The organism is Neobacillus sp. PS3-12 (genome assembly GCF_030915385.1).
Taxonomy (GTDB): Bacteria; Bacillota; Bacilli; order Bacillales; family Cytobacillaceae; genus JAEVLT01.
The window spans coordinates 1,524,947-1,549,132 of record NZ_CP133268.1; the positions used below are offsets into that span (position 1 = coordinate 1,524,947).

Below are 24,186 nucleotides of genomic sequence, written 5' to 3' on the forward strand. Positions count from 1 at the left end.
TAGAAATTATTTCGCCAGAACTGACGTTAATTTCGCCGATCTGGACATTTATTTCGCTAAACCACTTTTTACCTACTTTTTATTGCGAATCGGCGGTGCTGTTTCTTCTGGAGTTAATACCCTTTCAAGGACTGGAACTGGATAAGAGACCCCCGCCTTATTCTCCAATTTAATCGCATACAAGGATTGCAGTGCCTGATGATCTTCCTTGCGGTAGGTCATTTTACCTTTTGGTGTATCAAAGCTCATACCTTCCATCGTTTTGATCAACTTATCAGCATTTGTATCACCATTTGTTTTCTTAAGCGCTTCCACAATCGAGATCGCAGCACTCATGCCGCCAGGTGTAAATAGATCTGGAACATCGCCATTAAATCTCTTCTTGTGTTCACTAACGAGCCAGTCATTGATTTTATTTTTTGGAAGATCGTAATAATAAACAGTAAAGCCTTCCATTCCCACAAGCGGCGCCATTGTTGACAACGCAGCAATATCTGGTGCACCAGTTGAGATTTTAATTCCTTTTTCTTGAACCTTCATGTCAGCAATTTGCTTCCATGGTGTGTTTGCCCCTGCCCAAGTAACAAATAAGTAGTCTGGCTTGGCATCGATGATTTTTTGAATATTAGAAGTGAAGTCAGTTGCAGTAGGCGGCGCATATTCTTCCGCTACAATCTTTGCACCAAGCTTTTGGGCAGCTTCTTTGAAGGCTGCTACTCCATCACGGCCAAAGGAGTAATCTGGTGCAAGGGTTGCAATCTTAACTCCCTTTTTAGCAATCGCTGCTGCTCCGGCAACTGCGTCCTGTGAAGAATTGCGTGCCGAGTGGAAAATATATTTATTAAAGTCAGCACCAGTGATACTGTCTGCTGCAGCTGGCTCAACTACCATTATCTTTTTATATTCCTGGGCAAGAGGCATTACTGCCAATGTATCAGCTGAACTGGACGAACCCACAAGGAAATCAACCTTATCCTCCTCCAACAGCTTTGTTGCTTTTTGAACGGCTACATCTGGTTTTGTTTCTGTATCCTCAACAATAAATTGAATTTTTCTGCCATCAACATTCATGGTGTTATTAGTGGCATAATCAAGTCCAAGTTCAAAGCCGCGTAAAGTTTGTTTACCATAGGTTTCTAGTGCACCCGTCTTTGAAGCCAGCACCCCTATTTTGATCGGCTGGTTGTTTTCTGTATTTTTACTTCCCCCAGCATTCTGATTTGATGTTGTTTTGTTCGTTCCGCAGGCACTAGCTAAAACGATTGTCAAAATAAGCAAAAACATTAAAGCTGCTTTTCGTGAAAGAACCTTCACTCTTTTTCCCCCTTAAAATGTTTGTAATAAAAACTGGCAAAGCTTTAACTGTATCTTAAGAGGGGCAAGTTACAAATAAGTTACAAAATTGTAACGCTGTAATGGATTAAAATAAAAAATGAGCCACTTAATTTCCAATTCTATTAACCTCTCAAATGATAGGAAGCGACTAAACTTACTTCATTTGAGAGGGCGAACAGGATAATCGAAATGGCTCAATTTCATGATATAAAATTTTTAAAAGAGGTTAAAGGTTTATCGCATAAGAGGCGAGACCCTGAATATTTACTTAGTGACAGAAGCTGGTTCAAACGGCCATGCAGGCAACTGCTTACGAAGTGGCTTGTCTTCCCTATATCCCAAAGCATACTCTCCCTGCATAATTGTATGAATTTCTCTGGTACCTTCGTAGATAACCGGAGCTTTTGAATTCCTTAAATAGCGCTCAACAGGATATTCATCGGAGTAGCCGTATGCACCGTGGATTTGAACCGCATCATTTGCAGCTTCAAAGGCAGCATTGCATGAAATCCACTTTGCAAGAGATGTTTCTTTTGTATTTCGTTTACCCTGATTCTTTAACCATCCTGCTTTAAAAACGAGCAATCTGGAAATCTCAAGGTTTGCACTCATTTTCGCAATCATTTGCTGCACAAGCTGATGCTTTCCGATTTCGTTTCCAAATGTTTTTCTTTCATGGCAATACTTAAGACTGGCTTCAAGACTGGCTTCGAGCAATCCAACTGCCCCTGCTGCTACAGTAAATCTGCCATTATCTAGCGCAGTCATGGCAATCTTGAAACCTTCCCCTTCTTCACCCAATCTATTTTCAACAGGAACTTTTACATCGGTGAAAAATAGTTCCCCTGTATTTCCAGCACGAATACCTAATTTCCCCTTTATCGCTTTTGAATCAAATCCTTCAAAACTGCGTTCAACAATAAATGCTGTAATCCCTTTATGCCCCAAATCGTGATCTGTTTTGGCAAAAACCAAGAAATAATCTGCAACATCACAAAGGGAAATCCATGTTTTAGAGCCATTTAGAATATAATATTCTCCATTAAGCACAGCAGTTGTTTTCATTGCAGCAACGTCTGATCCTGCATTTGGCTCCGTCAATCCGAACGCACCAATTTTAGTACCTTGTGCCTGCGGAACTAAATACTTTTGCTTTTGTTCCTCGGTTCCCCACTGCAATAAAGTCATGCAGTTTAACCCGGTGTGGACAGAAACAGCTGTCCGATAGGCGGTATCTCCACGCTCTAATTCCTCACATACAATCGCCAGTGTATTATAATCCATGCCGACGCCGCCATACTCTTCAGGTATGCAGACACCCATTAATTGCAAATCCGCTAATTTTTTTAAGATTGCTGGTTCAAAATGTCCTTTACGATCCCATTCTTGAATATTTGGAATGATTTCTTTATCTACAAATTTCCTGATCATTTTCTTTACACTTTGCTGTTCTTCCGTTAACTCAAAATTCATCATCATAATTTCCTCCTAAATAATTTTATTTTGTTTAAAATTCTTTATTTCTTCAGCGTTATATCCTAAACATTCCATCAAATACTCTGTGTGTTCACCGTGTAATGGAGGGTGATGTCTCATGGTTACTGGTGTTTTCGATAATTTTAATGGTGAACCTGTTAATTGGAGATCATCAATGATTGGATGGTCGATCTTCACTACCATTTCTCTCTCCCTTATCTGCGGGTCTTCAAACATTTCTGCAACAGTGTTTATCGGCCCATTAGGAATCCCTGCAGCATCCAGACGTTCCTTCCACTCTATTTTAGTCCTTTTCATTAAGTGTTCTTCACAAATGGCAATCAGTTTGTCTCGATTTTTTATGCGGTTTTCATTTCGAACAAATTCTTCCATCTCTGCTAATTCCGGTCTGCCCAAAACAGCTGCAAATCTTTTAAACTGCTCATCATTTCCTACAGCAATGACCAAATCCCCGTCTTCAGCTTTAAACACCTGATAAGGAGAAATATTTGGATGCTGATTGCCCATTCGCTTAGGAATAATGCCGCTGCAAAGGTAATTAGAGGCTACATTAATTAATGAAGAAACCTGACAATCCATCAAGGAAATATCAATTTCCTGCCCTTCTCCGGTTTTGTTTCGATGTTGTAAGGCTGATAGAATCCCAATGCATGTGTATAACCCTGTAAGAACATCTGCAATGGCCACCCCAACTTTTACCGGCTCCCCATCCGCTTCACCAGTAATGCTCATTAACCCGCTCATTGCTTGGATAATATAATCATAGCCGGATAAATCTTTATATGGGCCTGTTTTTCCAAAACCCGTTATTTGAGCCATAATTAGCCCGGGATTGATTTGTTTTAACTGTTCGTAACCATGCCCCATCTTTTCAAGCGTTCCAGTTTTAAAGTTTTGGACAACAACATCGGCAGAGCCCACTAATTTATGCAATATTTCTTGTCCTTTTTCAGACTTTAAATTAAGGGTTATACTTTTTTTATTTCGATTTGCACATAGATAATAGGCGCTCTCCCCGCTAAGGAATGGCGGTCCCCATTCCCTTGTCTCATCTCCTTTTTCAACATGTTCAATTTTGATAACTTCAGCACCAAGATCCCCAAGGATCATTGTGCAAAAAGGACCAGCTAATACTCGAGATAAATCAATGATTGTAATGTTTTCTAATGCCATTGCCATCCTTTTATCACCCCTTTTTAAAGGCATTTTTATAACCAGTCCCTTTTAAAACAGTTAACCTCTCCTTTTGGTAAATAGTTTTTTTACATCAAAAAGAGTCAGTAAAACAAACAACGTTTTTCAACATTGAAAGTTTCACTGACTCTTATTCATGGCTCGTCTTTTGGTTCATAAAAGATCAAGTGAATAAAGCCAATTAGATATTTCTTTCTTCATAAATAAGTAAGATCGTCCATGCAGCACGGCAAGAGCTGTCATCGATCTTTATATGATCATCATATAATATAATTCAGAATATTTCAACTATTTTATTTTGATATTTTAAAAAGCAATTGATACATATTTCACTTCAAGATATTCATCAATTCCGTAATGACCGCCTTCTCTCCCAAGGCCGCTTTCCTTAAATCCGCCAAATGGTGCTTGGGCAACGGTAGGAAGTGCATCATTAAGCCCTACTATTCCATATTCAAGTTTTTCGCTGATTCGAATAGCCCTGCTTAGGCTTTCAGTAAAGACGTAGGCAGCTAATCCATACGGTGTATTATTCGCACGATCAAGAACTTCTTCTTCTGTCTTAAACGTTGCAACTGGTGCGAGTGGCCCAAACGTTTCCTCCTTCATACAAAGCATTTCATCAGTAGCATTTGCTATAATCGTTGGTTCAAAATAGTAACCGTCGGCAATATTTGGTCTGTTACCCCCTTGAAGGATTTTTCCACCCTTGAGGATCGCATCATCAATTTGCTCTCTTACCTTATCAATGGCATTTAAGTCAATCATTGGCCCTACGTCTATTCCTTGATCCAATCCATTTCCAACCGTTAACTTTTTGACAGCCTGGCTGAATTTTTCATTAAATTCCTCCTCAATAGACTCGTGAACATAGATACGATTCGTACAAATGCATGTTTGGCCGGCATTCCTAAACTTTGAGCCAATAACATCTGCAACTGCCTTATCTATATTAGCATCATCCATAACAATAAACGGAGCGTGACCGCCTAATTCTAGTGAAATCTTCTTTACGGTGTCTGCAGCCCCCTTCATTAGCATCTTACCGACCTCAGTTGACCCAGTAAAGGTAAGTTTACGAACACGTTCATCTTGCAGCCATGCATCACCAATCGCTCTGGAATCTCCTGTTACTACATTTAACACGCCTTTTGGGATCCCTGCTTCATGGGCTAGCTCAACAAGCTTTATGGCAGTTAAAGGAGTTTGCGTTGCCGGTTTAATAACAGCAGTGCAGCCAGCGGCAAGTGCTGGAGCTACCTTCCGAGTAATCATTGAGGCAGGAAAATTCCATGGTGTAATCGCTGCAACTACACCTACCGGTTGTTTTTGAATAAGAATTCGTTTATTTGGATGGGAGGAAGGAATGGTTTCACCATAAATCCGTTTTCCTTCTTCCGCATACCAGGAAATATAGCTGTTCGCATTGTCTATTTCACCTATTGCTTCTTTCAATGGCTTTCCTTGTTCTAAGGTCATAATCCTTGCGATTTCTTCCTTATTTTGCTCAACTAATTGGAACCATTTCATTAATAACTGACCACGTTCCCCGGCAGTTTTATTAGACCAATCCTTAAAAGCGGTATAAGCCGCATCTGCTGCTTTTTTTGCTTCTGCTTTTCCCCCCTTGGGAACAACCGCTATTACCTGATCTGTTGCAGGGTTTATTACTTCAATTAATTCATTATTTTCACTTTCGACACTTTCACCGTTAATCAACATTAAATGTGTGCTCATTTTCTCTTCCCCATTCTATAAAAAATTTGTGCATTTATACATGAGTGATATTATTTAACGCAACTTCTGCAGCTTCAATTGAATTTTCCAGAATGTTCAGACCCTCTTCCAATTGCTCATCCGTAATAACCAGCGGCATAAGAAGTCGAATGACATTGCTGTAAATACCAGCACTAAAGATTAATAAACCTCTTTTATTTGCTTCTTTAATGATTTGATTTGTCAATTCTTTTGCCGGTTCTTTCGTTTCTTGGTCCTTTACAATTTCAATCGCGCACATTGCTCCAAGCCCTCTAATATCTCCTATGCATTTGAATTTGTCGTAAAACTTTTGGAATCGCTCCATGACCTTCTTTCCAATTTCTTCTCCACGCTGATTCAGCCCTTCTTCTTCAATAATCTCCAAAACAGCAAGGGCTGCTTTACAACCCAATGGGCTTCCGCTGTAGGTTCCGCCAAGTTCCCCAGGATCTGCAGCATCCATGATTTCTTTGCGTCCAATTACCGCACTAATTGGCACTCCCGCTCCCATTGATTTTGAAACTGTAATAATATCTGGAACAACCTCGAAATGCTCAATCGCAAAGTAACGGCAGGTGCGGGCAAACCCAGTTTGGATTTCATCAGCGATAAATAGAATTCCATGTTCTTTACAAAATTTTGAGACTTCTTGTACAAAGCGTTTTCCAGGAACAATAAATCCTCCTTCGCCTTGAACAGGTTCCATCACAACTGCAGCGATCGTTTCCGGAGCAACATCCGTTACAAAGAGGTTTTTAAATTCGGTAATTACGTAATCTTCATACTGTTCTTCTGTTAATCCATTAGGGCGTCTGTACACATATGGATACGGTGCTCTGTACACTTCAGGGGCAAACGGACCGAATTCAAATTTATATGGCTTCACTTTGCTTGTCATGGTCATTGTCATTAATGTCCTGCCATGATAACCTCTGGAAAAGGAAATAATACCTTGTCTTTTGGTATACTTACGCGCAATTTTCACAGCATTTTCTACTGCTTCTGCACCGCTGTTTTGCATTAGCACTTTCTTCTCGTGATTTCCTGGAGCCAGACTGGCCAGCTTTTCTGCAAGCTCAATATAGGATTCAAACATCATGACATTAAAGCCAGTATGGATAAACTTGTCAACCTGTTCATGCAATGCCTGGGTAACTTTCGGATGGCAGTGCCCAACGTTCAGTACTCCGATTGCTCCGACAAAATCGATAAATGTATTGCCATCGACATCTTGAATAAGTGCCCCATTGGCTGATTCAGCAAAAGCCGGAACACCATAGCTTACTCCTTTTGGTACTATATTTTCACGTCTCTCTACTAAACTTTTTGATTTTTCTCCAGGTAAATTCGTTTGGATTTTTGCATAACCCATTTATGATCTTCCTCTCGTATTGGTTTGTCTTCCCTTTTTATAAATGAAATTTCTATGCCATGGTAAAAAGGGGGGATTGGGATTTCTGAAGTCCTGCGTCTTCCTCCCTTTTTACTGACTTTTAAAGACAACTTATTAAAACTGTTCCGCTAATTGAACTTTGTCCAAAACCATATAAAGGAAGTTACTAAATTCATTTATGTCTTCCCTCTTAATATCCAATTTTCCTGACCAATAATGCTCATCGGGAATATCATTATGACTTAGCAATACCATTCGTCCATTTTGGATTGAAACAACCATTACCTTTCCAAAAAGCATTTCCGAATGGATGATAACAATATCGTATCTATGCCCCTCAGAAACCATGCAGTAATATCGGACCAATTGGTTTTCTGCTTCCTCCAGTAAATGATTTAATACCATGCTTCCTCATCTCCCTGTATTCAAAATTGAAAAACTCCTAACAGTGATTTCAGAACCATGCAGGTTTAAAAGACAAAGATTCACTGTGGATTTTTTTCAGTTATTTTAGTTCTTAATCCAACCCCTATAATTTGAAGCTTCAACCAGCCTTCGAATTCCTTCCATGTAAGCTGCTACTTTCATATCAACGCCATAAGTTTTTGAAGTTTGGAGGATTGTAGAAAAACTTGTTGTCATTTTCTCTTTTAATCTTTCATCTACCAGTTCTTCTGTCCAATAGTAACCTTGATTGTTTTGACACCATTCAAAATATGAAACAATAACTCCCCCTGAATTGGCCAATATGTCAGGAACGACCATGATATCTCTTTCTTTCAGGAGTTTGGCAGCATCCCTTGTTGTCGGTCCATTAGCGGCTTCTACCACAATTTTGCACTTAAGCCGATCGGCGTTTCGAGTTGTAATCTGACCGCCAATGGCAGCAGGAACAAGCACATCACATTCTTTTTCAATTAATTCCTGATTGGATATGGAGCTGTCGAATAAATTCGATACAACTCCAAACGAATCCCGACGATCCAGAAGGTAAGGAATGTCCAAACCATTCTCATCATAAATTCCACCCAGAACATCAGAAATTCCAACAACCTTAGCTCCAATGTCATATAAATACTTTGCTAAGTAACTTCCTACATTTCCAAACCCTTGAATGATTACTCTCATATCCTTGATTGGAATATCTTTTAATTCGCTTATTAGCTGAAGCGTGTAGAACACCCCTTTTGAAGTAGCTGTTTCACGCCCATATGACCCGCCCAGCGTCAGCGGTTTTCCTGTAATGAAGTTTGGCGAATCAAATTCTCGGATATGATCATACTCATCAAGCATCCAAGCCATTATTTGTGAGTTAGTATAAACATCTGGTGCCGGAATATCTTTTGTTGGTCCGACAATTTGACTTATTGCCCTAACGTATCCTCTACTTAGCAGTTCTAATTCTCTTAAACTCATTTTACGTGGGTCGCAAACAATTCCTCCTTTTGCACCACCATAAGGAAGGCTGTTTATGCCACATTTTAAGCTCATCCAGCCTGATAATGCCTTTACTTCATCAGGTGTGACATCCGGATGGAACCGGATACCTCCCTTCGTTGGACCAGTCGCATCATTGTGCTGAGCTCGATATCCGGTGAAGATTTCCGTTTTTCCATTATCCATCAGCACCGGGATTTTCACCGTTAAAAACCGAATTGGCTCTTTTAACAGTTCATACGCTTCAACAGAATAGTTTAGAATATCCATTGCTTCTTTTAATACAGATTGAAATTCAATTAATGGATTTTCAGAAAAAGAAGATACTAAAGTCTTTTTCTTCATCTGAATTGTTCGGTCAGCCACACTAACACCTCGTCTATTTTTTCATTAAAAAACTAATTGGATACAAGTCTATCAACCATTAAAAACAATGATAAAAAGCCAGAAAATCCTTTACCTTGAGGAATACTCACAAGACAAATTGTTACTTATTATTCAGGATTAATTTCCGTTAGTTTTACCTCTGCAAGATTCACAGATACTCTTTCTTTTCTACGATAGAACACAAAATATGCGCCGATTATCGCAGCTGTCAGGATCGAAGTCATATAGAATTGTGACTGCATGTCACTTATAAATGCCTGAGCAGCATAGATTATCGTAACTGCGAGGATCGTTGCATAAGTTAAGTAAGGAAATAACCACATTTTCACCTTCAAAGTCCCCAGATTTTCCTTTTCCGTCTTTCTTCGTAGTTTTATATGGGAGATCGCAATAAAGACATACATAATAATCGTAACCCCCCCTGAACTATTTGCTAAAAATAAAAACAATGTATTAGGGGATATAAATTTAAATAACGTGAACACATAAGTGAAAATTACACCTGCTACTAAAGCCCAAACAGGTATCCCTCTTTTCGTAACTTTCGACAGGATCTTTGGAGCATCTCCTTTAGTGGCAAGAGAGTACAGCATACGAGAGCTTGTATATAGCCCGAAATTCAATACAGAAAGCAAAGAGATAAAGATGATGATATTCATAACTTGACCCGCTGCCGGAAGACCCGCCAAATCAAATACACTAGCAAAAGGAGTTTCAAGTAATTTTTTTGCTCCCTGTGGAATAACCATTACTAACACAGTTACAGATCCAACAAAGAAAAGCATAAGCCGCCAAACTACTGAGTTTATCGCTCTAATGATATTTTTTCCAGGATCAGTAGATTCACCAGCAGCAATGGCTGCTACTTCACTCCCTGACAGTGAAAATGTAATAAAGATTACCCCAAGTAATACTGGGGTAAATCCATGCGGAAAGAAGTTAGCGCCTGCCATTAGCTCAGACAAACCTTGTGCTTTAACCCCAGGAACGATCCCCATCATAATCGCTGCACCTAAGCCAAGGAAAATAATGATAGCTGCTACTTTAATAAATGCTAACCAGTATTCAAATTCTCCATATGCTTTAACTGAGAAACTATTGGTAAATGTCATAATAATAGGGAATACTACACTGCCCACCCATACAGGTATAGAAGGTACCCAGTTATGGAGCATCTGTCCTAATAAGGTTGTTTCAAAGGTAATGATAATTACCCAATTGAACCAATATAGCCAACCAATCGTAAATCCTGCCCATGGGCCGATTGCTTGATGTGCATAGGTTGAAAAAGAGCCACTATCGGGATTTACGGCAGCCATTTCTCCCAACATCCGCATAATTAACACAATCAATAATCCCGCAATAATATAAGAGATCAATGCACCTGGTCCTGATGAAACAATCATTGATCCGCTACCCACAAATAGACCGGCCCCGATCACACCTCCAATTGAAATCATTGTTACATGCCTTGTCTGAAGACTATGTTTCAGCTCACTATTTTGATACCCCATTTTACATCTCCTTTGAAAGTTCGAATTTTATACTAGATTGCACTCTTTTATAAAACCTCGTATTCTTCATTAACTGTTGCATTAACTGCCTTTCACCATGATGTAAAGGATTCGTTTCAAACAAATTGCAAGCTATGTTTTTGGTATTTTATACCGAATATTATAAATTTTCAGTCTTTTATCGACACACTTTTACACAAATAGACAGCCGGAATATAAATTCACATCATTTCCATCACCTCATTTTTTCCTTAAACACGGTTTAAACAACAGACGCTTCTATTTACTTTTCGAAAGTGCTTTCAAATCACCAGAAAGAACTTTCTAATAATAATACATGCAAGAACTATGCCAAATATCAATGTTGGTGATTTCTATGTATTTTGAGCCTTATCTATTAAATAAACGATTCATTTTTAAATCAAAAGTAAATATTTTTGATTTATTTATTGATTATTAATACAATTCTGAATTATATTATAATTATAGCAAACAAAATGTATTTTGTAAAAATATGTTATTAAGGAGAAATCAATGCCTATCGAACATGCTATTTTAGAGAAAATTATCGAAACTTCCAATAACAATATTACCATCACCGACGGAAAGGGGATTATTCTATATACCAATATCAATCACTGGACTGTTTATGAAGAAGAACCCAAGCCATTTATAGGAAAGTCCATCTATGAACTTCAGGAACAAGGAATTCTTTCCCCATCCATTTCTGCCATCGTACTTAGGGAAAAAAAACCTACACAAATTATGCAAAATACGAAGACAGGAAAAATAATCATGTCAACCGCCTATCCTATTTTCGATGATCAAGGAGAAATTACCCGAGTCATCAGTTATGCCATCGATCAGACAGAAATTAAAATCCTTCAAGAGCAATATGAACAATTAGAGGGAAAATTGAAAGGTTACCAAACAGAGGTGGAGGATCTAAGAGAAAAAGAAGGGGCACTCTATCGAAGTAAGGAAATGCAACAAATCGCCAAAACGATACAACGGGTGGCCAACACAGATGCCACTGTATTGATGCTGGGAGAGTCAGGTGTCGGAAAAAGTATGTTTGCAAGAAAGCTTCATGCTCAAAGCCACCGCCATAAAGAACCGTTTATTGAAGTAAATTGCAGCACAATTCCTTCAAGTTTATTTGAATCAGAAATGTTCGGTTATGAATCAGGATCCTTTACAGGGGCACAAAAGAAAGGGAAACAGGGATTAATCGAACAAGCACATAATGGAACGTTGTTTTTGGATGAAATTGGAGAACTACCTTTATCCATGCAGGCAAAATTATTAAAGGTATTACAAGAAAAAAGGTTTATGAGAATCGGTGGAAATAAAGAGCAGCATGCTGATTTTAGGCTGGTGACTGCAACTAATAAAGACTTGGAGGGAATGGTTCAAAAAGGTGAATTTCGTTTGGACCTATATTACAGATTAAATGTAATTCCACTATATATTCCCCCTTTACGAGTTCGTAAGGAAGATATTTCATTTTTGATCAATCATTTTATTGATTTAATTAATAAGAAATATAAAACTACAAAAAAATTACACCCTTCAACATATGAAATACTGCTGGTATATAAATGGCCTGGTAATGTCCGTGAGTTAGAGAATTTAGTCGAAAGGCTCATTTTAACCACTGAAGATCCCATTATCCAGCCAAATTCCCTGCCTTCATACATTATCGGCCAGGCAACAACCAACAAAGAGGATATTTCCCTGATTGAACAATTTTTTATCGAAGAAGACCAAAATCTTAAAACCATAATGGAACGCGTGGAAAAATGGATGATTTTAAAAGCCTATGAAAAATGTAAATCCACCTATGAAATGGCAAAACATCTTGGTATCAGTCAGCCTTCTGTCATTCGTAAACTAAAAAAATATAAAGAAACCGTCAATTGATGAGTCATTCGGGTGAAAAGATGGATGAAAAAGAGAGGGTCTGCCCCTTTTTACCCAATATACAGCAAAAGACTTTTTGCAATATATTAAGTAAAAAAGCGATGGGCAGACCCAAAAATGTATTAATTTTACTGCACAAATCGTCCGCGTTGACGCAGCAATTCACGGTTTAAGTTAGGATCCTTTTCAAACGCAGCACGACCGTGCACCCAGAAAATATTATTAATGACAACAAGATCCCCGACAGGAAGCTTTAATTCGATTACACTTTTATCATTTTCCAAAGAATTAGACAGGGAGTGTAAATACTTTGCCTCGTTAATTGTTTCTGGATATACGAACTGATCGATGAAACAAATACCTGGCTTGTTATTATAATTAAAGAAAGTCACCCGTTCAATCTCTTGGCTTACTTGTTTACTGTTTGGGGCCTTATAGGTGAATTTATGACTTGCTAATGGATGACTTGTATAAACATCAAGTTCTTTCCAATCATCAAGGTGCAACAGTCTAGATTCGCCGCCACAAGCATTTTGTTCTACCATTTTCATCATTAACAGCCAATCGGTTGGCTCATCTACAAACGTGCCATCCGTATGGAATGTAAACAAACGGTAAGCCTGGCGTAAATAGGAATCGCTGTTGTCGGTATCTTTTACACTGAATCGTGCGTAGTATTTTCCGGTCATTGCATCAAAATTTGGTGTACCAATCAAATGTGAAATTGCTGTGGAAAAAATGACAAATTCATCAGTATTCTCAGTAACTCCCTGCAAGCCTAATGTAAAACCTCCTGAATCTCGATCATGAATAATGCTCCTGAGCAGTTCCCCAAACTCTTCTCCTACTTGATCCAGTAAATATGAGGCTACTAAATGGCGTGCATACGGAGTGTATTCTAAATGTTGAACAGAACAACTCTCCTTCTTCACTGTGGCAAGAAAGTTGGCAATACTTTGTTCGGATAATTCGATGTGGTACAAGCGGTTTGTTTGCGGATGCACCTTTACTTCATAGTTTTCTTTTACCATTTCAAACTTTGCGTTCGTTTTTTCCATCATTCTCATGTTTCTTCCTCCCGTTTTAAATAAAATAGATAATATTTTTAACAGGAAATATAAAAAGCCAGTTGTAAAAGAATCCCTAACAAATTAGGAACTTTCTTTACACAACTGGCTTTTATTCACTTCACCGCTCTACGGAAGTAGAGTCACAGTGAATATACAGTCTTCTGTTATTTATTTTCCCATTTTCCAATATTTACAACTGTTCACGTTTTTGAAAAGGCAATTTTCTAAAGGTAACATGTTATAAATAATAATATAAACAGTGTAACAAGTTTGTTTTGTGTTGTCAAATTGTTTTAAATTTTACAAATATTTTCTTTAAAAATTAACCTCTATCAATTGCCTATCAAACAATTTCTCTACTTTTCCAATCTGATTTGCTGATAATGGAGTTCGAGATCTTTTAGTGCGGCTATAAGCGCATTGGCACCCTTGCCGCGATAATACGTTTGGATGGCTGCAATTGCTTCATCTGCACCATCTTTTAAGCAGAAACCCTTTAGTAGATTTCCTATGAATTGCCGTCCATGTTCAGTAGCTAAGGTACAGGAGGCATCAAGGATCACCCCATATTTTTTATCAACTTCCACTGTGAGCGTTAATGTTTCAAATACATTCTTTGCTGCCATTCCTTGAGGTAAACGGGCGTGTCCGGCAATAAAAAGAGTTTTGCCATTGATCATATGAATCTACCTCTTTCATTAAAAGTAATTTAAACAATTTGTGCCTTTTCTATCAATCTTGTTTGTGCAGGAATACGTCTTACTATTTCTTTACCAATTTCAATAGAAGCAGTTGCAGCAGGCGATGGCGCATTACACACATGTATGGAGCGTTTCCCCATTACAATATGGAAATCGTCTACCATATTCCCATCATATTTCAATGCCTGGGCACGAACACCAGCAGGTGCAGGGATCAGATCATCTTCGCAAATTTCCGGAATTAATTCCTGGAGACTTTTCGTAAACGCACTTTTGCTAAAGGAGCGGACATATTCCTCCATTCCCTCTCTCATAAATTTTCCTGCAAGTTTCCAAAAACCTCCATAGCTTAAAACTTCGGCGAGATCTTTTGCATTAAAATCTGTTTTTTTGTATCCTTCTCGCTTAAAGCTTAATACTGCGTTTGGACCGGCATCCACCTCACCACTGATCATCCGGGTAAAGTGAACTCCCAAGAAAGGAAATTTAGGATTTGGTACCGGGTAGATAAGGTTCCTTACCAAATACCGTTTTTCCGGTTTTAACTTGTAATATTCTCCACGAAACGGAACAATCTTCATATCAGTTTTGTACCCGGCCGCAGCTGCCACTCGGTCACTATGTAATCCCGCACAGTTAATGACCATGTTTGCTTTTATTGTACCACGTGAGGTTTCAATAGTAACCTGATCTTGCTCCTCTTGTATCTTTTCTGCTTTTGTATTCAACAGAATTTCGCCGCCATGTAATCTAATAATATCAGCAAACTTTTCACTAACCTGGCGATAATTTACAATGCCTGCCATCGGGACACGTATTGCACCAAGGCCGTTGACATGCGGCTCAATTTCCGCTAAATGGTCTGGATCTATTCGAGATATATTTAGACCATTTTCCAATCCTCGATTAAATAAATGATCAAGCAACGGAATTTCTTCCTGCTTCGTTGCAACAATTACTTTTCCGCAAATATCATGTTCAATCCCATGCAACTGGCAGAATTCTCTCATCGATTGGCTGCCTTGTTTAGCAAAGCGTGCTTTAAAACTGCCAGGTTTATAATAAATTCCGGAATGAATAACTCCGCTATTATGACCTGTTTGGTGATTAGCAACAGCAGACTCCTTTTCTAAAACTATTACTTTTGCGTTTGGAAAACGCTGATATATTGCCATTCCTGTTGATAGACCTACAATTCCTCCCCCAATGATAGCAAAATCAAACATTTACTATTCCTCCTTTATTCTCCCACATCTTTGATTTTGATTTCTTCCATATACTGAATCAGGTTATTCTTAGTACGCAAAATATGGTATTCCACTGCAGCCCGTAATTCAGCGGGATCTCCCCTTAATGCCGCTTCATATATCATCCTGTGCTCCCGCTGTGTTTCCGGGTAATAATTAACGAGCAGATTCGGTGCAATGGGTGAAATACCGAGCGTTTCCACTATTTTTTCCACCCTCGTCCATGGACAGCCTACCCTCAATGTTTCATGAAAAGCGGAATTAAGCTGGATGTATTGGTCATTTGTTGCATCGGTTATTTTCATCCCTTCCATTCTATCGAGAATATCCTTTAGTTGTTTTTTATCCTTTTCTGTTAAAAAGGGAAGAGATTTTTCAACAGCCAACCCCTCTAATAAAGCACGAGTATGGTAGATTTCTTCTATATTATCCTTGGTAATTGGGGTAACAATTGCACCTTTATGAGGTACCAGCTCAACTAAGCCTTCCATCTGAAGCTGTGTTAAGGCCTCTCGTATCGGCATACGACTCACTTTCAGTCTATCCGCCCATTCTTCTTGGATAAGACGATCCCCTTTTTTCAATTTCCCGCTCATAATGGCTTTTCTTAGATTTTTGGTTACATAACTTACTACTGTTGACTTATCCTCGCTAATATTGCTCATCTGTTATCCACCCTTTTTAATATTGGATACAATTTAAATAAATTATATAAGAATATTTCGAATTTTTCAATAGATATTGTAAAATTGTATCCAATTTAATTAAAAAAATAATCCGCTTTACAAATAAACAGCCCCATTCGATTTAGGGCTGCTCAACTTGGTCCATATATTCTGCTTCATCCATGATCATTTTGTACATATGCCTGGTAGGGTCAAGAGGAGGCACACCGAGCTCCTCCTCCAACACTTGGATACATTTTTTATACCATTTTATAGCGTATGGCCGATTATTCTTTCGATAGTAGCAATACATTAACAATCGATACGCTTCCTCCCATGTCCGGTTGCGCTCGATTATATTTTCACACCAATATATCGCTTGCTCATAATCCTCATTCCGAACACTTAATTGAGCCAGCTTTTCTGCTCCCCGTAAAAAATAAACCAGCATACTCTCACGCTTGCTAATACACCAATCGTCATAGCGTCTCTCCGGTAAATATTCCCCGTGATAGAGAGCGAGACCTTTTTCCAAGAATTCGCTGGCAGTTTCCTGCTTCGGCTCATTGAGACCAGTTTGAATGTACTCTTGAAAATGTAGAGTATCCAATTCGATCACAGCAAGAGGATTTAGTCCATAGAACATCCCCTCACGAATCACAAAGAAAGGTGCGGCCCTCGCTTTTCTCATCGGTTCCAAAACGTGCTGCAGAGCATTTAAGGCAACCTTAAAGTCGCGGTCAGCACTTTGCCGCTCTTGCTCTGGCCATAGTATTTGCGTGATTTCATCTTTAGGAATAAACGTTTTCTTCGTAATCAATAATTGAAATAATTCCTTTGCTTTTTCCCTTTGCCACGCTTTTTCACCAACTTCCTTTTCTCCCAGCCAAATTTTGAATTCACCTAAAGTTTGTACCCTAATTGAATAACCAGGGTGGGTATCGAAGGTAGTGATTCCCATATTGAATAGAATCTTCGTCGCATAGTTTTTTTGAATATCCGCCTTTGTACACTCAATCAATAACGGCACAAAAACTTGAAGGTCCCTTGGTCCAAACAATGATCGTTTCGTGAAGAAAAATTCATACTCATCGACCTGTACTAATTTTAAAAAGGAACTCGCTGCATCAAGAAACAATTCTGGTTCTTTTTCCAAATAATATAGATAGGCAAGCCAAAATTTACATAGCATTTGACCGTAGCGATCTTCACAATGCGCAAACAATGACTCTGTTTTTTCTAAAAGGGCTAATGCTTTAGCAAATTGGTCATGATAGATCGATGTAATGCCCATTGAAAGGGTAATCAGCCCAGATAGCCAGAGGTCACAAACCTTTTCGGTCTCCTGCAATGCTTTATTTCCTGCTTCCATCGATCGTTCATAATCACCTCTTATTCCATACAGAATTGAAAGACCCATCAACGGTTCTGCTTTTCCCCTGTTAATATTCAATTGTTCCATAATTTCCAATGCGGTTTCATAACATTTTTTCGCTAAATCCAGCTCATATTGGTTTAAAAGTTGTACAGAATGCCCCATTCGGATCCAACCGCAGGCCTCTACCATCGGAGCCTTTAAACGAATCCCCTGCTGAATCCCTGCCTGTGCCAGCACTTTGGCATTTTCTCCTTCACCTGAAAATGCTTCAATTAAAGATAATAATAGATTTGTCTCTCGGTGGGATTGGGGTAATGATGCTAGATTGCAAGCCCCCAATTCCCTTTTTTTATCTAACAGGATTTTCTTTGCCTCCGCAAACCTTCCTGTTCGTAAATATAATCTTGCCTCTAAATTCCCATCCACACTGTGATAATTTAAAAGTTTGGCTTTTTGCAGCCACTTTTCTGCTTTTGCTGATTTCCCCAAGTTTAATAGATTCTCGGCTAATAGCTGATATAATCTTCCCATTTCTTCCTCAGAGCTTTCCAATCCCTTTTCCCTGTAGGTGATCGCTTCATACAATAGTCTTTCCGCCTGATAAGGTTGGATGGTGTCCAAAAAGATCTTCGCTTTTCCTTCAAGCGCTTTACTCATCCCCATATAAGATTGTCTACTTTTAGCGCCCATAAATGCTTTTTGATAGTACTCCTCAGCCACTTGATAATTGGAACGATAACGGTAAACTTCCGCCATTAAATACAATAGATGATCATCTTTTTCCATTTCCACTAAAGGAATAAACTTTAAATACTCAAAAATGCTTTCCAACTTTCCGCTTTCGATCAATCGGTTCCCATTATTGATGAGAATAGTACCAACCCTTCTAAACTTTCTGATTTTTTTATAATGATATAGCGCTGCCTCCCACATTCCTTTTTTTTCAAACATTTGTGCGCATTTTTCATGAAGGTCAATAAACTGGGCTGGATGGTTATTCTGGAATTGACTTTCCAAAAAATCTTTAAATAAGGCATGGTATCGATATTGCTGGGTTCCAACCTTTTGGAGAAAAAGGTTTCGCTCCTTAAGCTGTTCCAGCATACTGGCAAAACCATTCATTCCGATGACGCTGCTGCACACTTCTTCATCAATTTCTTCAAAAATGGAGGTTTGCTCTAAAAATTGTTGGATCTTAGGAGGTTGGTTTAAAAATACTTCCATGACTAAGTACTGGAATAGATCTTGGAGTGAATGGGAGGAGTATTCTGGAAGACTTTCCATATCATTTGGAATTTGTTGTGCGATCATACATAGAGCAATGACCCACCCTTCGGTCATTTGATAAATCATTTGTAATTGAGCAGGATTGACCGTTACCCCAAACAGATCGGACAAGAGTAAGTCCATTTCCTCGAGCGTTAAGACGAGATCTTCTCGGACGATTTCTAGTAACTGCCCGCAGACCTTCATTTTCGAAAGAACCTTCCAATTTGGCCTGCTTCTGCTTGAGATCACTAGATGTAAATTTGAAGGTATATGATCAATGAGTTTCTCCATCCAACTATTAACCGTGTAGGAATGTTCTATTTGGTGAAAGTCATCCACAATTAAGATAATTGGAGTCTGAACGGCTAAAAGCTCATTTATAAATAGGGAGCACAGCAGGTTGATTTCCTCATCACGAATATACTTGTCCATTGTCTCGATATAGGTTAAAAGCTCATTTCCAAAATGAGGGACCATTTTTTGAATCGCTTGAATTAAATAGCCTAAAAAAGGCAGAATGTCATCATCCATGCTGGAGACAGAATACCAGCATCCCGCTATTTTTTCATCCCTCATAAATAATGCCAGAGCGGTACTTTTTCCATATCCCGCCCCAGAATGAACAATGGTCAATGGGTATTCAGGTATTTTCCTTAACTTTTTCGTCAACATTAAGCGCCTAATATACTCGTCTTTGACAACCGGAATTTGCAGCTTTGACTGGATAATCGGCAGCATCATGGAAAATTCCTCTCCTAATTATTCCTAATTTTTTGATTATTTTACCATATGTTGGGTTAAAAAGTAATCTTATTAATATTGTTATGATGTTTTCTTGAAAATAAATACAGAATCTATTATTTATTTAATAGGTTCTAGGGCAAAAAAAGATACTCCGCTAAGAGTATCCTTTTCATCTATAGAACCTTTTCCATTTTACAAACACGGCTGCCGCTATTTTCGATGTTCAAGACTTTGGCTGCCATTTGTTTAAATTCTTTTTGTAATTCTGCTGCTAAAGCTGTTCCTGACCCTTTTTCTACAAAGCATAAAACAGTTGGACCTGCACCACTAAGGGCAACACCAAAGGCACCATGTTCTTGCGCCGCATCCTCAATTTCTTGATAAAAAGGAATTAACGACCTGCGGTATGGCTGGTGGAATAGATCCAGCTTCATCATTTTTCCCGCAAGAGCCCAATTCTCATTAAGAAGTGCAGCAATTAACAAGTTGCTGGTGGCCGAAGCTTGTACTGCTTCTTTATAGTTAAAGCTACTTGGCAAGACCTCACGGGAAACCTTTGTTAACAATGTCTCCTCAGGAATCATGGCCACCATTTCAAAGGAAAGGTCTGAAAATGGGATGAGATCCACTTCATTATTCTGATAACAGCCAACCACAAGACCGCCATAAAGGGAAGCCCCTACATTATCAGGATGTCCTTCCATTTCAGTTGAAATTTCCAGCTTTTCCTCTCGGGATAATCCAAGTTCCCCTGCTAAATCCGCTAATTCAATTTCGGCAATGATGGCTGCAGCACTCGAGCCAAGCCCTCTTGCCAAAGGTATTTCACTCGTCATCAACACCTTGCAAGCCGGTAATGTTTTCTGATATTTTTCTGCTGTCTTGATCGCGACTTGGCAAATAAAATGTCGCTCGTCTGTTGGAAATTGGTTTAATTCCTCATCTGCAGAGCGGATTTCCCACCTATCGTTCAACTCTACTTCCAAGGTTAAGAACAGATCGACTGCAATTCCAACTGAGTCAAACCCTGGTCCAAGGTTGGCGCTGCTGGCAGGTACTTTAATTAAAAATCGTTCATTCGGAGTCATGGTCTGACACTCCCTTTATTAAATCTGCAACTGCTCAAGCATCTCATAGTTTTATTCCCCGCTCAACCCGATAAGAACTTTTGATTTGCTTGACAGCACTCATATCTTTTAATTCCTGCAAAATCTTTTCGTAATTTGTATAGGAAGAATGATGAGTCACTAAAACAATTTCAGCTACTTCATTTTTCTTAACCGGAAGCTGCAAGATTTTTTCAAAGCTTACCCCATATTTAGCAAAAACGGTTGTAATATCTGCAAATACCCCTACTTCGTCTTGAACATGAAGGCGGATAAAGTATTTAGCGTATTTTTCCGAATCGTCCTTTAATTGCCTTGGATATTGCGGTGTTACGGCACTGCGGCCATTTACTCCCAAACGCAGATTTTTCATTACGGCAACAAGGTCGGAAACAATAGATGTTGCTGTTGGAAGACTGCCGGCTCCTGGACCGTAAAACATCGTTTCCCCCACTGCTTCTCCATATACATATATTGCGTTATACTCATTTTGAACGGATGCCAACGGATGGTCATCTGCTAAAAAGGTTGGCTGAACACTTACTTCTACTTTTTCCCCTTCACGGTGAGCATATCCGATTAGTTTCATCGTATAACCTAACTGCTTTCCATAGCGAATATCCTCTTCGGTAACCTGTGAAATCCCCTTGACACGAACATCAGCTAAATCAATGTGCATCGAAAAACCTAAAGTAGCCAGAATGGTCATTTTCCGTGCAGCATCCAATCCTTCCACATCAGAAGTAGGATCGACTTCCGCAAATCCTAATTCTTGTGCTTCCCTTAGGACCTCTTCATAGGCACGGCCTTCTTTGCTCATCTTCGTTAAGATATAATTTGTTGTTCCATTCACAATCCCCATCATTTTCGTAACCCTGTCAGAAGCCAGGCCATCGACGAGACTTCTAAGGATTGGAATTCCGCCGGCAACACTTGCTTCATAGAAAAGATCACAGCCATTTTCCGAAGCAACCCTTAAAAGCTCCGAGCCATGTAATGCCATTAAATCCTTATTGGCTGTTACAACATGCTTCCCGCTCATTAATGCTCTTAGTAAATAATCTTTTGTAATCCCTGTTCCACCCATCACTTCAATGACAACATCGATCTCTGGGTTATCCAATATATCCTCAGCAACAGTAGTCAATTTACTTGTATCCAAATCAATGCCTCTTGATTTATTCAAGTTTTTAACAAGAATTTTTTTTATCACAACAGGACATCCCACCTGATGCATTAATTTATCTTGATGGTCGTTAATAATTTTCACAACCCCTGTGCCTACAGTGCCTAATCCAAGTAATCCAATAGATATAGCCTTCACAAAATCTCCTCCAAACTTTGTCTATCCCGAGCGAACAATTGTGTATATATAGTAGACATTATATGACTCTCTTCCTTTTTTTTCAATAGGTAATTTCATTAAAAGAGTCTATATTATATTGAAATAAAAAAATTTTCCTATGTTACCTACTTTTTGATCGTTTAATATTCCCTGAATCTATTTACAATACTTATTTATCGGTTGTAGATTATTTTTCAAAATATCAAATTTATTATAATAAATTTAGAAAAATTCCACAAATTAAAAAAGATACCCGTCAAGGTCTGAATGGCTTTATACTATATTTGTAGTTTTAAAATGTTCGACAGCAAAGATGCCTAACACACAGATAGTTCCAAGTCCCGCCTTAACAAGGTACTTTATCTGTTAAGAGGGGCGTTTTTTTTAAAATCTTGTATGGGTTTGGGGATTCGATAATAGAATTTACATGTATATAAAAATGGGGAAAGATTAGGGGAGGAAAGTTTCTGCATGTATAAAGTATTAGTAACAGACGGAATCAGTGATTCTGGCTTAAAAAGTCTTTATAATCATCCAAATTTTGTTGTTGAACGTCAGCCAACATTACCGATTGAAAAACTGGCAAAGATTATCGGTGAGTATGATGCCCTCATTGTCCGCAGTCAAACAAAGGTGACTAGCGAGCTTCTGGAAAATGCGGATCGACTTCATGTTATTGCCAGGGCTGGAGTTGGTGTTGATAATATTGACGTGAATGCTGCAACCAAAAAAGGAATTATCGTGATTAACGCGCGGGGGCCAATACGATTGCCGCCACCGAGCACACATTGGCCATGATGCTTGCCCTTGCTCGAAAAATCCCACAGGCATACAAAGTGACGGTTGGCGGGGTATGGGACCGTAACTCCTTTAAGGGCGTTGAATTGTACAAAAAGAACCTTGGTATTATCGGAATGGGGAAAATCGGAACAGAAGTGGCGAAACGGGCGAAAAGCTTCGGAATGAATATTTTAGGATATGACCCCTATCTTTCTTCAGAACGAGCCAAAAAATTGGGGATCACCAAAGCAAACTTAGATACGATTGCACGTGAGTCTGATTTTATAACGATTCATACACCATTAACTAATGAAACAAGAAATTTAATAAATGAGGATTATTTGAAAAAAACAAAAAAAGGTGTACGCTTCGTTAACTGTGCTCGCGGCGGAATTATTGATGAGAAAGCATTGGTCAAAGCCATCGAGTCCGGCGATGTAGCTGGTGCAGCACTTGATGTTTTCTCAAAGGAACCTGTGGCAGACCCGGAAATACTTGAAAATCCAAATATTATCGTGACACCGCACCTTGGGGCTTCAACCGTGGAAGCCCAGGAAAAAGTGGCACAAGAAGTAAGTGCTGAAATCATCGATATTTTTGAAACACAATCAGTCACAAATGCTGTCAATATGCCGCAAATGTCCGGTGAGACGCAGCAAAAAATGAAACCATATCTACTGCTTGGTGAACAGATTGGGCACCTCGTCGTTCCTTTATTGAAGAAAGCACCGAAGAAAATTGAAATCAATTATTTCGGTGAACTGATTGAGGAAGATACCGATTTATTAACCCGAACGATGGTGAAAGGAGTCTTATCCCACCATTTAAGTGACTCTGTCAATCTTATTAATGCGTTTCATCTTTTGAAAGAGCAAGGGGTATCCTACAATGTCCAAAAGAATGCCTCAAACATTGGGTTTGCCAATTATATGGAATTAACGGTTGCTAATGGAGATGGTACCGCAAGCATTGGCGCCACAGTCCTAAATGGCTATGGAGCAAGAATCGTCAAAATTAATAACTATCGGATCGATGTAAGACCTGAAAAATTCATGTTGTATATTAGGCATCAAGATATTCCAGGGATGATTGGCAAAGTGGGGTCCTTGCTAGGAGATTATCAAATTAACATTGGTACGATGCAAGTAGGAAGAACCATTGTTGGCGGTGAAGCATTGATGGTGTTAACCCTTGATAAAACGTTAGATGCCGAAGTTATTAATGCACTATCGAAGATCAAGGGGCTAGAGGAAGCTCAAATTCTCGAACTAGAAAATGCTGATTCAGAATTTCCAAATAAATAAGTTGTAGAAAATTCCTTGGTCCAAATACCATTCAGGCAAAAAACCTTCCAATCCAATTTGGAAGGTTTTTTGCCTTTCTTATTTGAATTACTTTTGAAATGTGTCATAAAATTTGCAGTTATGGAAGATATTAAAAATT

At 38.8% G+C, this 24,186-nt stretch carries 16 protein-coding genes and 1 pseudogene; 2 read left to right on the plus strand and 15 right to left on the minus strand.

Annotation, left to right across the window (positions count from 1 at the left end):
* Positions 1 to 72: 72 nt before the first annotated feature.
* From RCG17_RS07920 to RCG17_RS07955, 8 genes are all read right to left on the minus strand, one after another.
* Positions 73 to 1,284 (minus strand): substrate-binding domain-containing protein, encoded by a 1,212-nt coding sequence (locus RCG17_RS07920; RefSeq protein WP_308175787.1) that lies wholly within the window; start codon positions 1,282 to 1,284, stop codon positions 73 to 75.
* A gap of 315 nt (positions 1,285 to 1,599) precedes the next feature.
* Entirely contained in the window at positions 1,600 to 2,808 is a 1,209-nt protein-coding gene (locus RCG17_RS07925; protein WP_308175788.1) for an acyl-CoA dehydrogenase family protein, read from the minus strand.
* 15 nt (positions 2,809 to 2,823) lie between these two features.
* Positions 2,824 to 4,011 carry a CaiB/BaiF CoA transferase family protein gene (locus RCG17_RS07930; RefSeq protein ID WP_308174650.1) on the minus strand — a complete coding sequence of 396 codons (1,188 nt, stop codon included), beginning with the start codon at positions 4,009 to 4,011 and terminating at the stop codon, positions 2,824 to 2,826.
* Positions 4,012 to 4,332: 321 nt separating this feature from the next.
* Positions 4,333 to 5,748, minus strand: a complete 1,416-nt coding sequence (locus RCG17_RS07935) for an NAD-dependent succinate-semialdehyde dehydrogenase (RefSeq protein WP_308175789.1) — start codon at positions 5,746 to 5,748, stop codon at positions 4,333 to 4,335.
* A gap of 49 nt (positions 5,749 to 5,797) precedes the next feature.
* Positions 5,798 to 7,156 (minus strand): 4-aminobutyrate--2-oxoglutarate transaminase, encoded by a 1,359-nt coding sequence (gene gabT, locus RCG17_RS07940; protein WP_308174651.1) that lies wholly within the window; start codon positions 7,154 to 7,156, stop codon positions 5,798 to 5,800.
* 135 nt (positions 7,157 to 7,291) lie between these two features.
* Positions 7,292 to 7,582: an SAV0927 family protein gene (locus RCG17_RS07945; protein ID WP_308174652.1), complete on the minus strand. Its 291-nt coding sequence runs from the start codon at positions 7,580 to 7,582 to the stop codon at positions 7,292 to 7,294.
* 105 nt (positions 7,583 to 7,687) lie between these two features.
* Complete coding sequence (locus RCG17_RS07950) at positions 7,688 to 8,959, minus strand: Glu/Leu/Phe/Val family dehydrogenase (protein ID WP_308175790.1); 1,272 nt, start codon at positions 8,957 to 8,959, stop codon at positions 7,688 to 7,690.
* A gap of 149 nt (positions 8,960 to 9,108) precedes the next feature.
* Positions 9,109 to 10,515 carry an amino acid permease gene (locus tag RCG17_RS07955; protein ID WP_308174653.1) on the minus strand — a complete coding sequence of 469 codons (1,407 nt, stop codon included), beginning with the start codon at positions 10,513 to 10,515 and terminating at the stop codon, positions 9,109 to 9,111.
* Between the two features lie 534 nt (positions 10,516 to 11,049).
* On the opposite strand from RCG17_RS07955, the gene RCG17_RS07960 reads away from it, so the two are divergent.
* On the plus strand, positions 11,050 to 12,438 hold the full coding sequence (locus tag RCG17_RS07960; RefSeq protein WP_308174654.1) for a sigma-54 interaction domain-containing protein: 1,389 nt from the start codon (positions 11,050 to 11,052) through the stop codon (positions 12,436 to 12,438).
* 128 nt (positions 12,439 to 12,566) lie between these two features.
* Here RCG17_RS07960 and glaH read toward each other — a convergent pair whose 3' ends face one another.
* The 7 genes from glaH to RCG17_RS07995 form a co-directional block, all read right to left on the minus strand.
* Positions 12,567 to 13,505, minus strand: coding sequence for a glutarate dioxygenase GlaH (glaH, locus tag RCG17_RS07965; protein WP_308174655.1), 939 nt, complete (start codon positions 13,503 to 13,505; stop codon positions 12,567 to 12,569).
* Between the two features lie 359 nt (positions 13,506 to 13,864).
* Positions 13,865 to 14,188 (minus strand): DUF3870 domain-containing protein, encoded by a 324-nt coding sequence (locus RCG17_RS07970; protein WP_308174656.1) that lies wholly within the window; start codon positions 14,186 to 14,188, stop codon positions 13,865 to 13,867.
* A 29-nt stretch (positions 14,189 to 14,217) separates the two neighbouring features.
* Positions 14,218 to 15,435, minus strand: coding sequence for an L-2-hydroxyglutarate oxidase (gene lhgO / locus RCG17_RS07975; protein WP_308174657.1), 1,218 nt, complete (start codon positions 15,433 to 15,435; stop codon positions 14,218 to 14,220).
* A gap of 14 nt (positions 15,436 to 15,449) precedes the next feature.
* Entirely contained in the window at positions 15,450 to 16,121 is a 672-nt protein-coding gene (locus RCG17_RS07980; RefSeq protein ID WP_308174658.1) for a GntR family transcriptional regulator, read from the minus strand.
* Positions 16,122 to 16,263: 142 nt separating this feature from the next.
* Positions 16,264 to 19,509, minus strand: a complete 3,246-nt coding sequence (locus tag RCG17_RS07985; RefSeq protein WP_308174659.1) for a winged helix-turn-helix domain-containing protein — start codon at positions 19,507 to 19,509, stop codon at positions 16,264 to 16,266.
* 176 nt (positions 19,510 to 19,685) lie between these two features.
* Positions 19,686 to 20,600, minus strand: a complete 915-nt coding sequence (gene thrB / locus RCG17_RS07990; protein WP_308174660.1) for a homoserine kinase — start codon at positions 20,598 to 20,600, stop codon at positions 19,686 to 19,688.
* Between the two features lie 43 nt (positions 20,601 to 20,643).
* On the minus strand, positions 20,644 to 21,942 hold the full coding sequence (locus RCG17_RS07995) for a homoserine dehydrogenase (protein ID WP_308174661.1): 1,299 nt from the start codon (positions 21,940 to 21,942) through the stop codon (positions 20,644 to 20,646).
* A gap of 492 nt (positions 21,943 to 22,434) precedes the next feature.
* On the opposite strand from RCG17_RS07995, the pseudogene serA reads away from it, so the two are divergent.
* Positions 22,435 to 24,047: pseudogene (serA, locus tag RCG17_RS08000) on the plus strand (phosphoglycerate dehydrogenase).
* Positions 24,048 to 24,186 lie beyond the last annotated feature (139 nt).